Annotated in this window: 17 protein-coding genes; 4 read left to right on the top strand and 13 right to left on the bottom strand. The window is 42.3% G+C overall.

Going from position 1 to position 12,414, the window contains the following annotated elements:
- Positions 1-23 precede the first annotated feature (23 nt).
- The 11 genes from CEF21_RS18300 to CEF21_RS18350 all read right to left on the bottom strand — a co-directional run bounded on the left by CEF21_RS18300 (position 24) and on the right by CEF21_RS18350 (position 6,192).
- The gene (locus tag CEF21_RS18300; RefSeq protein ID WP_051860830.1) at positions 24-332 is read right to left on the bottom strand and encodes a gas vesicle protein K; all 309 of its coding nucleotides are present in this window, start codon (positions 330-332) and stop codon (positions 24-26) included.
- Entirely contained in the window at positions 307-567 is a 261-nt protein-coding gene (locus CEF21_RS18305; protein ID WP_123918845.1) for a gas vesicle protein, read from the bottom strand. Before CEF21_RS18305 ends, CEF21_RS18300 begins: the two co-directional genes overlap by 26 nt.
- Positions 545-1,387 (bottom strand): GvpL/GvpF family gas vesicle protein, encoded by an 843-nt coding sequence (locus CEF21_RS18310; RefSeq protein ID WP_123918847.1) that lies wholly within the window; start codon positions 1,385-1,387, stop codon positions 545-547. Before CEF21_RS18310 ends, CEF21_RS18305 begins: the two co-directional genes overlap by 23 nt.
- A 9-nt stretch (positions 1,388-1,396) precedes the next feature.
- On the bottom strand, positions 1,397-1,654 hold the full coding sequence (locus tag CEF21_RS18315; RefSeq protein ID WP_123918849.1) for a gas vesicle protein GvpG: 258 nt from the start codon (positions 1,652-1,654) through the stop codon (positions 1,397-1,399).
- On the bottom strand, positions 1,651-2,415 hold the full coding sequence (locus CEF21_RS18320; RefSeq protein WP_481747604.1) for a GvpL/GvpF family gas vesicle protein: 765 nt from the start codon (positions 2,413-2,415) through the stop codon (positions 1,651-1,653). The genes CEF21_RS18315 and CEF21_RS18320 overlap by 4 nt, the downstream gene beginning before the upstream one ends.
- A gap of 5 nt (positions 2,416-2,420) precedes the next feature.
- Positions 2,421-3,341 (bottom strand): gas vesicle protein GvpN, encoded by a 921-nt coding sequence (gvpN, locus tag CEF21_RS18325; protein ID WP_123918853.1) that lies wholly within the window; start codon positions 3,339-3,341, stop codon positions 2,421-2,423.
- Positions 3,342-3,368: 27 nt separating this feature from the next.
- On the bottom strand, positions 3,369-3,635 hold the full coding sequence (gvpO, locus tag CEF21_RS18330) for a gas vesicle protein GvpO (RefSeq protein WP_035412425.1): 267 nt from the start codon (positions 3,633-3,635) through the stop codon (positions 3,369-3,371).
- Between the two features lie 79 nt (positions 3,636-3,714).
- Positions 3,715-3,978: a gas vesicle structural protein GvpA gene (gvpA, locus tag CEF21_RS18335; protein ID WP_123918855.1), complete on the bottom strand. Its 264-nt coding sequence runs from the start codon at positions 3,976-3,978 to the stop codon at positions 3,715-3,717.
- 22 nt (positions 3,979-4,000) lie between these two features.
- Entirely contained in the window at positions 4,001-4,579 is a 579-nt protein-coding gene (gene gvpQ, locus CEF21_RS18340) for a gas vesicle protein GvpQ (RefSeq protein WP_123918857.1), read from the bottom strand.
- Between the two features lie 387 nt (positions 4,580-4,966).
- A complete protein-coding gene (locus tag CEF21_RS18345) occupies positions 4,967-5,824 on the bottom strand; it encodes a LysR family transcriptional regulator (protein WP_123918859.1) in 858 nt (285 codons plus the stop codon).
- Positions 5,821-6,192 (bottom strand): winged helix-turn-helix transcriptional regulator, encoded by a 372-nt coding sequence (locus CEF21_RS18350; protein ID WP_123918861.1) that lies wholly within the window; start codon positions 6,190-6,192, stop codon positions 5,821-5,823. The genes CEF21_RS18345 and CEF21_RS18350 overlap by 4 nt, the downstream gene beginning before the upstream one ends.
- A gap of 132 nt (positions 6,193-6,324) precedes the next feature.
- Between CEF21_RS18350 and CEF21_RS18355 the strand changes: the two genes are divergently transcribed.
- The 4 genes from CEF21_RS18355 (at position 6,325) to CEF21_RS18370 (ending at position 10,389) form a co-directional block, all read left to right on the top strand.
- Positions 6,325-7,305: a zinc-binding dehydrogenase gene (locus CEF21_RS18355; RefSeq protein ID WP_123918863.1), complete on the top strand. Its 981-nt coding sequence runs from the start codon at positions 6,325-6,327 to the stop codon at positions 7,303-7,305.
- Positions 7,306-7,621: 316 nt separating this feature from the next.
- Positions 7,622-8,419, top strand: coding sequence for an aminoglycoside phosphotransferase family protein (locus CEF21_RS18360; RefSeq protein WP_123918865.1), 798 nt, complete (start codon positions 7,622-7,624; stop codon positions 8,417-8,419).
- Positions 8,420-8,894: 475 nt separating this feature from the next.
- Positions 8,895-9,425: a DUF420 domain-containing protein gene (locus CEF21_RS18365; protein WP_123918867.1), complete on the top strand. Its 531-nt coding sequence runs from the start codon at positions 8,895-8,897 to the stop codon at positions 9,423-9,425.
- A 133-nt stretch (positions 9,426-9,558) separates the two neighbouring features.
- The gene (locus CEF21_RS18370; RefSeq protein WP_123918869.1) at positions 9,559-10,389 is read left to right on the top strand and encodes an undecaprenyl-diphosphate phosphatase; all 831 of its coding nucleotides are present in this window, start codon (positions 9,559-9,561) and stop codon (positions 10,387-10,389) included.
- Between the two features lie 168 nt (positions 10,390-10,557).
- On the opposite strand, the gene CEF21_RS18375 is transcribed toward CEF21_RS18370, so the two are convergent.
- Positions 10,558-11,727, bottom strand: coding sequence for an AI-2E family transporter (locus tag CEF21_RS18375; protein ID WP_123918871.1), 1,170 nt, complete (start codon positions 11,725-11,727; stop codon positions 10,558-10,560).
- Positions 11,728-11,815: 88 nt separating this feature from the next.
- Positions 11,816-12,295: a hypothetical protein gene (locus tag CEF21_RS18380; RefSeq protein ID WP_123918873.1), complete on the bottom strand. Its 480-nt coding sequence runs from the start codon at positions 12,293-12,295 to the stop codon at positions 11,816-11,818.
- Positions 12,296-12,414: the final 119 nt, after the last annotated feature.

Genomic DNA, 12,414 nt, shown 5'->3' on the forward strand with positions numbered 1-12,414 from the left:
TCCTCATTGCTCACAGTCCCTATTTATATCAAATTGCCAAGAGGGCCAAGGTCGATGTTCAAGTCTTCATCTTTCAAATCAAAGATATCTTTCATTTCTTCCATTTTTATTTCTAGATTCGCAAGAGCCACTCCGAGATCCTCGATTTGCTGATCGGTCAGTGTCCCTCCGTCTACACGGCGAATGGCATGGCGCTCCACCAGCTGCCTTAAAAGCTCGATTACCGTCAACACAAGCTGGGCCAGACCCTGCTCAGCAGAATCCGGATCCAGATTGATTTTCCCGTTGCTGCTCTGCAGTCCGGTTTTAGCGCCTGCGGGATTCTGTGACATAAACAAGCTCCTCTCTTTCCCGATCCATCTCGGATGATGAAAGTGTGTTATTTCCGCTTGCCTCTACAAGCGTTTCTACAGCAGAAATCAAAACTCTCAAGTCGAGATAAATTAAATCGATTCCTGCTATCGAAATGATAAGGTCCCCTCTTAGAACAACACCTTTGTCGAGAATGACATCAAGAATGTCCAGCAGGGATACATCACTGTTATCAATTTGCCGGGGCTGATCCATGTTTTCTCTCCTCGTTTGATGTCAGACTTGCGAAATGATAGGGAGGCCATGGTCCGGTCGGTTCAAATTTCCAGCCTGATGTCTGATAAGCCTCTGCGGCTTTCAGTATTCTTTCTTTGAAAACGGCAATTTGGTCCTTTGGCAGGAGATAGACACTATTCCAGCACATTTGCTCTTCTCTGCCTGTTACGTCCTGGCTCCACGTTTTTTTAACGGTGCTGTCAATGGCAAATGGGACAAGCTCATCATGGATTTGTTCACAAATTCTGTTTTTTTCAAGCTCCATTTCCCGCTCAACGAGCTGTTCAAGCTTTCTCTTCTCAAAATACTGCCTTCCCGGCGGGAGCTGGGCTATCTCTTCTCTTTTAGCCATAACGGTAGGGTTATGGTCTCCAAATGATTCTCTCATCTGAGAATCATCACTGAAAATTTTCAAGTTCCATTCCTCTTTACCATCGAGATAACCAAACAGTTCAGCCATTCGCTCCTGATGTGTGTGAACCGTTTCGTTTAAGCTGTCCAGTGAGGAGTAAATGGTACAGAATTTTGTCGGAATGAGCGTGTACTCCTTCTCAAGCATCATAAGCATTTCGTGATGATGGAAGGCTTTCTCATGCAGCCATTCCATTTCATTTACTTTCTCTTTTATTTGATCTTCAGAGTACTTAACAGGATCCAGTTCACAGATGACGGCCGTTGCGCTGCCGTAGTTTACAGCATAACCGTCATGCTCCTGGTCAAATCCCTTGAAGGATGGCAATGGCGCTTTCGCTGCCTCTTCAGCAGGGATTAATCCGTATAAATAAATTAAATTGCTCATTTAAATCCCTCACTTCTCCTGATTCAGCATTTCTTCATACTGCTCCATTTCAAGTCTTTTGGCAGTTTCATATCTCATTAGCAGCTGTTCTTCCTGTTCTTTGTAGGCCTGTTCCTCGATTTCATCCAGTTCGTACATCATTTGAAGCTGAATAAGCTTTTGCTGTATCGTTGGAATATCATACAGTTCCTTATCTGCCTCTTCCTTAATTTTCTCTCCTACCTTGACCACTAAATTCAATGGAGCGGTAAAGAGCTTATGAATCATTTTGCTTCCTCGACCTTCAGCTGAATATTAATAAAGTTATAGGCAGGCCATGGTCCTGAATAATGGAAATTCACTTTATCTTTCCATTTTTCGTTGATCTCATTTACTTTACTGTCAAAAAGCTCTTCGTATTTCCCGTCCACGAGGAATGCTCCATTTAAGAGCATCTTCTCGCCAATCGGCTTATTAAGGGTTCCGGCTTCTGATATTTGCTGCAGCGGTTCATATACTTCTTTTTTTATTTGTCTCTGCAGTTTTTCAAAGAAATCCTGTGCCATTCCGCCAAGTTTAATTCGCTCATAGTAGCTCGCATCTTCCGATTTTCCTTTTACCGAATCTTTCAGTTTGAGAATGTCATTCCTTTCGGAAAGCTCTTGATTGATCCAGTCTTCTTTCGCCACTACTTTCAAGCCGAGTTCCATTTTCCCTTTAATCTCGGGAAAGAGCTTTGAAAATTGTGGATACAGGTTTTTCAAAAGCATGTGCACATCTTCTTTAGATTTAAATACATTTCCGAAGCTAATGGGAATCACGGTGTCGTTTTGCTTCATTACGGAAGAAACTACATGCTGATGAGCCATCACGTTTTCCTTATTAGGATGGTAAATTTTCATCGGAACCTCGGCAGCAACGATTGCCGCATCCTCATGATGAATGGTAAAAATAGAGTACTCCTGTCCTTCAAGCTTCATTTTCCCAAAGGACTGTTCTTCTCCTGCTGACTGTATTCCGCAAAATATATAAATTCCTGTTTCGCTCATTATTGTCACCCCTGAATTTTCTTGCATTCTGATAAAATAATTTGCTGAATCTTACTATCATTTTCATTTTCAAGTGCTTTTCTCATCTGGTACCACACAATATCCTGACATAGCTGCTGAAATGCATCATTTTTCCCGTCTATACCAATCTTCTGATCATGTGCCAGCTGGGCAATCATGATGGAGGCTCTTAAGCTCGGGCCTTCTTTGCCCTTTTTTCTGCAAAGCTCTCTTAAACTCCCGATAAATTGAGAGATGCTTTTCGCTTTTTCAGCTGATACACCGGTCTTTTTCGATATGATTCCCGCTTCTGTATCCGGTTCAATAAAAGAAAGGGGGATTGTAATGAGCCTATCGAGCAAGGCTTCCTGTGTTTGGTAAACCCCTGCATATTCATCCGGATTGCTTGTGAAAATCACCATGAATTCCGGATGTACCTTTATAAATGGCTCAGTGTGCTTCGTGCCGTATAAAGGAAGCACTTTTTCTTCGAGTATGGATAAAAAGAGATTGTTGGTGGAAGGTTTGGACCTTGTAAATTCATCGTAAACGAGCGTATATCCGTTTTTCACAGCCTCCAGCAGCCTTCCGTTCTTCCAGGTTTCTGTCACATTTTCCTCTTTTTTATAAACGGTACGTATATAATTATCCACCGTTTTCGAACTTGTATATCCTGTAAATGATCCGATTAAATCTGCATTGGAAAGTTCGTGATTTCCGTGCATAAGCATAACAGGCCTTTTTCTTTTTTTTGCAAGGTTAAGAGCAAGAGTCGTTTTCCCTACTCCGGATGGACCCGTGAAATGAACAGGATAACCGGCTTTTATATAGGAAGCAGACCGTTCCATAATGTCTTCAAATGCTTCTGTGTAAAAAGTGTCCTTTCCATTTGCATCCGCCTGTTTTGCTTCTTTAAGTACGGTCATCTTTTCCAGCTCCAATCACACGGTCTGCTATTCCTGCTCATCCATCATTGCGCTTCTTGGCCTCAGGCTTTTACGGGTATATGAGGTCACATCATATTCCGCATCCAATGTCACATCATATACCCCAAGCATTTCATCTTTGGCGTACTTTCTCATATATTCACGTTCTTCCACGACTTCCACAACAGCTTTGCATCCTTCTTCAGTAGGTTCAATGGAAGTTATTTTATGAGGGGGAGCGATATGCTCTGAGAAGAATTCATTTAATGATTTCATCACTTCTTTAATCTTCAATTGGATTCACCGCCGTTTTCACATTTAAAAGGGGCCGGCGGTGCAAGAGTATTCCCCCGCCGGCTTCTTTCAGACTGGTTTAAATGCTGAATTGTTTATCCCGTTCATTTGACTGGTGAGGCAGTGCTTCATCTTCCTGTACATCATCTCTCAGAAGCCCGACCGCATTTGCATAGCGCAGCCATGTATCTACACTTGCGATGACAACCCTTGCTTCTATTGTAATTAACTCGATTCCCACTAATGACACGCGGGCAAATACGTCAATGACAACCCCTTTATCGAGAATCCGATCGACTACCTCTGCCAGACTGGAACTATCCGTACTTTTTTGAACAGCCATTTTATCTTTCTCCCTTCCATATTTAAGAATTTGATATTGAACTGATTGTTTTAATGTCCGTTGCTGATTTAATCTGACTTGGCTTTTTCATGTTTGCTGCACTTTTCACCTGAGAGGCGCTCTTAAGCTGGTTCACACCTTTTAGATCCCTTATACTTTTCAGACGGCCTTTGTCGTCGGGTCTGATTTTCTCTTGAAAATCCTCTCCGGCTTCTTTGAACGTTTTCAATTTGGATCTGACGTTTAAAAGCGCTTCCTGAACTTTGTCTCTCATCTCTTCTGCCTTTGAATGAACATTCCCGGCATTTTCTTCTTTTGCTGCTTCCAGTTTTCCCGCAGCATCTTTTACTTTGGACTGCATTTTCTTTTGCACGTGATGCTTCATTTCATGGGCTATTCTGTCTTTAGCTGCATCCTTCAGTTCATCTTTTTCTTCTTTTATTTCTTCTTTCACTTCATGCTTTTTCTCTTCAGCCTTCCCTCTCAATACTTTAGGCAGGACTCTTTTCCGTATTCCCGGAATGAACATGGCACCAGTACCGGCTGCTGCTAAACTTCCATAAACGATTTTTTTATTTCGTTCTTTGCTTCCAGAGCTCATTGACCGCGTCCTCCTTTCTAAACTGAAAGGCGTGAATGCCGCTTTCAATTCCGTTCTACTGAGGGTGTTACCCGAGTCTTTGCTTTTATCAAACTGGGTATTTTTTCTGAAAACTGAAACATCCGTTCAAAAGATATATCTGTAATGAATGTTTCCTGTTTTAATCATGTTTTTCAGCTTTTATTAAAAATATTTCAGTTAGGTTACAATTTAAATTTGGTGGACGTTTCTAAAAAAAAATTAAAATTCCTTTAACTTTTTTTAAAAAAATCTCTTTTTTTTTCACGAAAAAAAACCGGCATCTATAAAAGATGAGCCGGGTTTAATTCGTCGCACATTAAATTATCCGTTTCTTTTTGCTGGTGAACTGGACCAATTGTAAAAGTTTTAATTTAGAAGCTTTTCCATAATATCCAGCAGAAACGGATCACTCTTTTTCTTCACTTTGTAACCTAAGTAGATTTCATTGGCTACTGAAAATTCATTGAGTATGGTCTTCACTCTTTTTTGGATTAATGAATGTTCGATTAAATAATGGGGGAGCAGACTGATTCCGATGCCTTTCTCTACTGCACTCAAGATTCCGCGCAAATCAGGAATAACATAATGAGGTTCCATTTCAGGCCGTTTTTTAAAATGCTCCCGCCACATTCTCCTGATAATCGGGAGCTCCATCCCATAGCTAATCCACTTTTGATTAAGCAGCCACTCTTCGGCATCGGCCGCTTCAGGAATATTCCCATGTTCATACGGGGCCGTGATGTAAAATTGTTCTTTTTCAATTTGCTTATATTCAATGCCTGGTTTACTGAATCGCTGAGTTGTAATGATTACATCTGCACGATTTTGCTCCAGCATGTCAAATAAAGCAGGAGCCTCTCCTTGATGGTGAATCACCTTACTTGGAACGTTTTTCAATTTTTCCAGTCCTCTTATTGAAAAATAATCAATCGGAGAACCAATCGTAACCACAGGTGCTGTTTCAATTGAATGTCTAATTTCCAAAGTAGTCTTTTCAAGCGTTTCAATTAATGGGGCAAGCCGGGAATAAAGTTCCTTTCCCCGTTCGGTGGGAATGATTTTTCTCGTCGTTCTTGTGAAAAGGGCTTCGCCTACTTCTGCCTCAAGTGCCGCAAGATGCTGACTCATAGCCGGCTGGGTAAGAAATCTTGAACGGGCTGCCTCTGAAACAGACTGATGCTTATAAATGCTGATGAAACTGCGGTACCACTCGAAATCAATCACTCTGCTGCTGCCTCGTTCCCTGTCCAGCACTCCTTCATTTCAATTTGATGCTCTTCCGCATATTCATCGCCCCACAAACACATTTCATTCAGGGTCCGCTGCAATTTTTCCCCCATGGCGGTCGTTGAGTATTCCACTTTTGCAGGAACCGTCTGGTAAACTTTTCGTGTAATCAGCCCATGCTCTTCCAGCTCTTTCAGCTGATGGGCAAGTACCTTTTGAGTAACGGCCGGCATGGCCCTGCGAAGTTCGGAAAATCTCTTTGTTCCTCCATTAAGATTCCATAAAATCAGCACTTTCCATTTTCCTCCGATTAAATCGATAACTAAATTAATGGCACATTGATATTCATGATCAAGTTTTTTCACGGTTGTTCCACTCCTTCACCAGTTTCCGATCGGTAACTATCGTACAAAAAAGTGCCTTCTTGTACAAAATAGCTATTTATATCTATTATATACATAGCAATGGACAATACTAACATTAAGGAGATGAGACAAATGAAAGCATTGCTGCTAGAAGCAAAAGGCAAATGGGATCAAATGAAAGTCGGCAGCATCCCTGCACCTTCCCCTCAAAAAGGGGAAATTCTTGTAAGGGTGCATGCAGTCGGTCTGAATCCTGTTGATTATAAAACAGCTACAAACGGAAATCCAACCTGGAACTATCCGCATATTCTAGGGTTGGACGTAGCAGGAACGATCGAAGAACTTGGTGAAGGCGTTACCCAGTGGAAAAAAGGGGACCGCGTTGTTTACCACGGCGATATGACCAAAGGCGGCGGATTTGCAGAGTATGCTGTAACGACTGCCCATACTGTTTCACAAATTCCTGAAGGGGTGTCTTTTAAAGATGCTGCAGCCCTTCCAACGGCAGGCTACACAGCTTATGAAGCTCTTTTCAGAAAGCTGCCCCTTCACACATTTAAAACCATTCTGATCCAGGGCGGCGCAGGCGGAGTAGGCGGATTTGCCATCCAGCTTGCAAAAAATGCCGGACTTGAAGTATTCACAACGGCTTCCGCTTCCAATCATGAGTATGTAAAATCACTAGGCGCCGATCATGTGATCGACTACCGTTCAGAAGATGTCAAAGAAAAAGTATTGGAGCTGACCAATGGACGCGGTGTTGATGCTGTTCTCGATACCGTCAGCCGCCAAACCTCTACGGACGCTTTAGAATATATTGCCTACCGCGGACAGCTTGCTCACATCGCTGGAGCACCGGATACGTCAGAAGTAAAACCATTTACGAAGGTCATTTCCTTCCATGAAGTGGCACTCGGCGCCATTCATAAAGCCGATTTTGAATCACAAAAAGATTTGGCTGCCATGGGGGATGAGATGCTTGAACTGCTGAAAGCAGGAAAAATCGAATCTCTGCTCTCTGAAACCATCTCATTAGAAGAGATTCCTGAGGCACTTGTCCGTTTATCTGAGCGCCATGTAAAAGGGAAGATCGTAGCAGAAATAGCTGAATAACAAAGGAAAGAGTCCGGCTGAACCGCCGGCTCTTTTTTTATTGGTTTTCTCTTTTTGCCTGACATCTCTGAGGTACTGGAGTCGTAAACACGGATGAACTCCAAGCGGGGTTATTTTTTACAAAGAAACAAACCAAAGCAAATTACAACAAAATGGAAAGGTTATGAGGAGATAAGCACCTTCCACTCAGATCTGCCTAAGGATTCCTTTCTATAAAAACCAGCCGGATGCTTATCGGGGGTTTACCATAAAAACGCTCTTGCGATATAATGTAAGTGTTTTCAAAAAAGGGAAATGAAAGAAGGAATTTTTCTAAATGGAACAGCGTTTTGAACAAGAAGAAAAACTCAATGGCGGAAATGTTTCAGCTGTATATAAAAAGGGAGATCGTGTATATAGAATACAAAAAGAAGAAAGCCCAAACGTACATAAATTATTGAAGCACCTAGAATCAAAGGGGCTAAAAGGGGTTCCCAGATTTCTCGGAATCGATGAAAAAGGGAGAGAAATTCTATCATACATCGAGGGAGAGACAGCTGATTACCCTTTAAAAGACTACATGTGGTCCGAAAAGGCACTTAAAGACGTCGCTGTATTATTGAGACAATACCATGATGCCGCCTCTGATTTCGTTATCCCTGACGGCTGGAAGCCGATTGACAACACTCCAGAGCCAATTGAGGTGATTTGTCACAATGACTTCGCGGTCTATAACGTCATTTTCTCCAATCAAAAACTAGCCGGAGTTATTGATTTTGACCTGGCTGCTCCTGGACCGAGAGCCTGGGATATCGCGTACGCCCTCTATACATTTGTCCCGTTAAGCCGCCGCTATCAAGCTGAATCGGGAGAGGTGATTTATTACAATCCGGAACAGGATGACTTAAAATACCAGCGGCGAATCCAGACTTTCCTGGATGCATACGGATGGAATGACCCAAATACAAATATGCTTAATATGGTTCTCTTAAGAGTCGAAGCGTTATGCCTGACCATGAAAAGAAAAGCACAAGAAGGCGATGGCGCTTTTCAAAAAATGATTGATGAAGGTCATTATGACCATTACCAAGAGGAATATCAATTCATAAAAGAAAACGGATGGAAGTGGTTTTAAAAATCAGGGCTATCTGAAACGGATTCTATCCGAAAAACTGGGGATTCTATATAAAGCGTCTCCCTGTTATGGTTTGAAGTTAACATTAGCTGATGGTACTTCAGCCGGGAGCATGGAGACAGATCCCCGCCTTAACCGCTTTATTGCAGATTCATCTGATTAGACATTATTACAGAAGGAGACAGCTATTATGAAGGTTCCGTTACATCCATTGCCATTGCCTGAAGGATGGGAGGCACCTGCATCCTATTTAAGGCTCCGACATTCACTGTTCCTTTATTCCCCCGCCATCTATGAACCATTCTGATTGCCATCAGCCTTCGCAGCCTCTCCCATTTTCACGTTTTCCGCTAAGCCTGTTCAACATTTTGTAATATTTAAAAGAAAAATCCCTCATCGCGCCTCTCTGCATTTTACTCTCTCTTCAAAAAAATCTATAATAGCAAAGTGAAAGCAACTTTAAAGGAGCTACTATATGAAGACTAAAGAGCGTAATTATACACCGATTATTGTTGCATTGACGATTGCGATCAATGCGCTTGTAGCCGTTTTGTATTTCATGCCGAAGGGCAATAACCTCAGTCACATTGATTTAACGTTTTTGCCGTTTTTCAATGCTGTCATGAATAGCTTTACATTTATTTTTCTGCTGGCAGCGCTGTATTCCATCATAAAACAGAAAAATATAAAACGGCACCGAAATTATATTTTCGGCGCATTCACTACGACGGCTCTATTCCTCATTTCGTATGTGACGTATCACGCATTGGCACCAAACACCCCGTTTGGCGGTGAGGGATTCATCCGGCCGGTTTATTATTTCATCCTCATCACGCACATTTTGCTTTCAGTTGTCATTGTTCCTCTTGCTTTGGTTACTCTTGCGAGGGGATTAAATATGAAAGTGGAGAAACACCGGAAAATCGCCCGCTGGACTATGCCGCTTTGGCTGTATGTCAGTCTTACAGGAGTCATTGTCTACCTGATGATTTCTCCGTATTATTAAAACCAGCCCTGTTTATTCAGGGCCATTTTTATTTTCCCTGTAAATGGTCTACCACATGTACGATTAAATATGGTATTTTGGTAAGGACGCTGAATTTGAAAAAGTATGAAAAAAGTTGAGGTTGAGATACGTTATGGATATGTGGAACTTATTTGTAGCCGTGATCCTCGGGATCGTGGAGGGACTTACTGAATTTGCACCGGTTTCTTCTACAGGCCATATGATTGCCGTGGATGACTTGTGGCTGAAATCCAATCAGCTTTTCGGGAGCGAAGTGGCGAACACTTTTAAAGTGGTCATACAGCTGGGCTCTATCTTAGCTGTCGTAGTTGTTTTCCGTCAGCGATTCTTTGATATGCTGGGTATTAAAACAAAGCATTCACCAAGCGACAGCCACGGAGGTTCCAAACTCTCTTTACTGACTGTCATTATTGGGATTTTGCCAGCCGGTATCCTTGGCTTTGCATTTGCTGATTTTATTGATGAAAAGCTATTTTCGGTTCAGACGGTCGTGATCGGCCTTATCGGCGGTGCTTTGCTGATGATTGCTGCTGACTTGCTTCAGCCTAAGGTTAAAACAGAAACAGTGGACAAAATGACATACAGACAAGCCTTTATGATGGGATTGTTTCAGTGTATCGGTCTTTGGCCAGGATTTTCACGGTCAGGCTCCACGATCTCCGGCGGTGTGCTGCTCGGAATCAGCCACAGAGCTGCATCCGACTTTACGTTCATTATGGCCGTACCTGTGATGGCCGGCGCAAGCGGGATTTCCCTTCTTAAGCACTGGGATTACATCACAAGCAGTTCGATGCCGTTCTTTATCGTCGGATTTATTACAGCATTCATTTTTGCACTGATTTCAATTCGTTTCTTCCTGAAAATGATCAACCGTGTAAAATTGATTCCTTTTGCCATCTATCGAATTGTGATTGCCATAATCATTCTGCTAATGATTATGTAAGAAAAAACTGCCGTGACGCGGCAGTTTTTTTATTTTAATCTCAGTTAAACTTGGTAATGATTGCAGCCATCAGGGGCCCGCTTTCCACGCCAAACAGCAGGCTGTAACAGAGCCTGCCTAAAAAAACCTGTATGAGTCCATCGGTCTCTATACAGGCTGTTGACTGTCTTATTCAATTTTTCCTTCTTCATATCGTTCGTCATTTTCTGCTGTTGCATAGTAGCGGTTGTAGCGCCGTTTATACAGTTTATAGAATTGAAAGACGAACGTACGCAAAATAGCGTATGCCGGGATTCCGAGTATTACGCCTATCACTCCAAAGAGGTGCCCCGCTGTCAGCAGCACGAAAATAATGGTGATTGGGTGTACACGGAGCGATTTCCCCATGATTTGCGGCGAAATCAATTTTCCTTCCAGCAGCTGAACAACTGTCCAGACAAAAGCAAGCTTCAGCAGCATGAATGGAGAGGTGACAATCGCTATAATAATGGCCGGAGTGATGGCAATCACCGGTCCTAAATACGGCACTACACTTGTAACACTTGCTATTGCCGCTAAAACAAGGGCGTAATCCATCCCGATGATCAGGAATCCGATATACAGCATAATTCCAATGCACAGGCTGACTAAAAGCTGTCCCTGTATATAAGCCCTTACTTGCTCATCGATTTCCCGAAAAACCTTTCTTGTTCCTCCGCGCATTCTTGGAGGAATGAGCTGGATAAATGCTTTCGGGAGCTTTTCGCCTTCCTTCAGCAAGTAAAAAAGAATAAATGGAACTGTGACTAAACCGATCGTAACACTCGTGACGGCACTCAGAACTTTCGTAAAACCGCTGAGCGTTTCGGTCGCTACATTCGAGGCATTGCTTCCAAATGAGCTGAATATACCCGAGCTCTTTTGTTTTAAATCTTCGTAAATTGGTGCCAGGTAAGACTGGCTTTCTACATACGATTCAAATCCTGTGATAAATTTATCCCAGTATCCGGGAAAGGATGTAAATAGACTTTTGGTCTGTTCGATCAGGAAAGGAACGACCGACATAATCAGCAGGACAATCAGTCCAACAATTAAAATCAGCAGGATAAAAATAGATGTCGTTCTTCCAATGCCGGCCTTCATTAGCAATCTCATTAACGGCCTCAGCAAGTAATAGGCTACAATGGCCAAAATAACGGGAAGAGCGACCGTTTCAACGAATGTAGTAACCGGTTTGAAAATAAAGGAAACTTTTGAATACAGCAAAATGTTTAATCCCAGAAGCAGCAAAATGCCTAATACATAAGCTGTTTTTCTGCCTCCAAGAAAGTGAATAATCGGATTCTTTCTTTTATCCAATGTCCATAAGCTCCTTCTCTATAAAAAAGTTCACTTTGCAGAAGTGATGATTGCTTATTCCCTCTTCTGCCTGTCTTGAATCATCTGATTATCGATTAATTTCTTTATTGGCTATATATTTTAACGCCAGTATTTCATCATCTGACAGCTTATCTTCTGCCATTCTCAGCAGTTCCTCCTGCTCCTGTCCATTAAGGCCGTCCTTTGCCATGGATTGGACCTTTTGAAGATTCCCCGGCCCCGCCTTTTTCAGGATCACCCTTGCAGCTTCTTCTTTTGTTGTAAACGGCAGCGTATCCGGATCAGCCTGAGCTCCTTCTTCAAGAAACTTTCTGACTTGCGGATTAGCATTTGCCTGTTCTCTTATCTTTTCATACCCGCCATTCTTTTCAACTTCTTTATCTAAATAGCCTGAAAGCTCGTCTGAGGCTAATTTAGGCAGAAAATAGTAGGCGGCCCCGGCAATCAGTGCCAGAATGGTTACGGTGAAAAATATCCGTTTCAGCCAGCCGGGCTTCTGTTTATACTTGCGATGATTCTTGGCTCTGGATTCATAACGCGAACTCATATAGTTGCCCTCCTATTAGACTTCCTGTCATATTAAGGATAATCCAACTTAGCAGGTGTGTAAATGGAAGGAATTTTCCTCAGCCATATATGAGCTCTGCTGCTAATGTTTAGATTTAT

Origin of the sequence: Bacillus sp. FJAT-42376, from assembly GCF_003816055.1 — a bacterium.
Classification (GTDB): domain Bacteria; phylum Bacillota; class Bacilli; order Bacillales; family Bacillaceae; genus Metabacillus_B.

Bases quoted from the DNA above. Each gene is read 5' to 3' on its own strand.
- CEF21_RS18300 (WP_051860830.1), bottom strand. From the start codon at position 332: ATGTCACAGAATCCCGCAGGCGCTAAAACCGGACTGCAGAGCAGCAAC.
- CEF21_RS18305 (WP_123918845.1), bottom strand. From the start codon at position 567: ATGGATCAGCCCCGGCAAATTGATAACAGTGATGTATCCCTGCTGGAC.
- CEF21_RS18310 (WP_123918847.1), bottom strand. From the start codon at position 1,387: ATGAGCAATTTAATTTATTTATACGGATTAATCCCTGCTGAAGAGGCA.
- CEF21_RS18315 (WP_123918849.1), bottom strand. From the start codon at position 1,654: ATGATTCATAAGCTCTTTACCGCTCCATTGAATTTAGTGGTCAAGGTA.
- CEF21_RS18320 (WP_481747604.1), bottom strand. From the start codon at position 2,415: ATGAGCGAAACAGGAATTTATATATTTTGCGGAATACAGTCAGCAGGA.
- gvpN (WP_123918853.1), bottom strand. From the start codon at position 3,341: ATGACCGTACTTAAAGAAGCAAAACAGGCGGATGCAAATGGAAAGGAC.
- gvpA (WP_123918855.1), bottom strand. From the start codon at position 3,978: ATGGCTGTTCAAAAAAGTACGGATAGTTCCAGTCTGGCAGAGGTAGTC.
- gvpQ (WP_123918857.1), bottom strand. From the start codon at position 4,579: ATGAGCTCTGGAAGCAAAGAACGAAATAAAAAAATCGTTTATGGAAGT.
- CEF21_RS18355 (WP_123918863.1), top strand. From the start codon at position 6,325: ATGAAAGCATTGCTGCTAGAAGCAAAAGGCAAATGGGATCAAATGAAA.
- CEF21_RS18360 (WP_123918865.1), top strand. From the start codon at position 7,622: ATGGAACAGCGTTTTGAACAAGAAGAAAAACTCAATGGCGGAAATGTT.
- CEF21_RS18365 (WP_123918867.1), top strand. From the start codon at position 8,895: ATGAAGACTAAAGAGCGTAATTATACACCGATTATTGTTGCATTGACG.
- CEF21_RS18370 (WP_123918869.1), top strand. From the start codon at position 9,559: ATGGATATGTGGAACTTATTTGTAGCCGTGATCCTCGGGATCGTGGAG.
- CEF21_RS18380 (WP_123918873.1), bottom strand. From the start codon at position 12,295: ATGAGTTCGCGTTATGAATCCAGAGCCAAGAATCATCGCAAGTATAAA.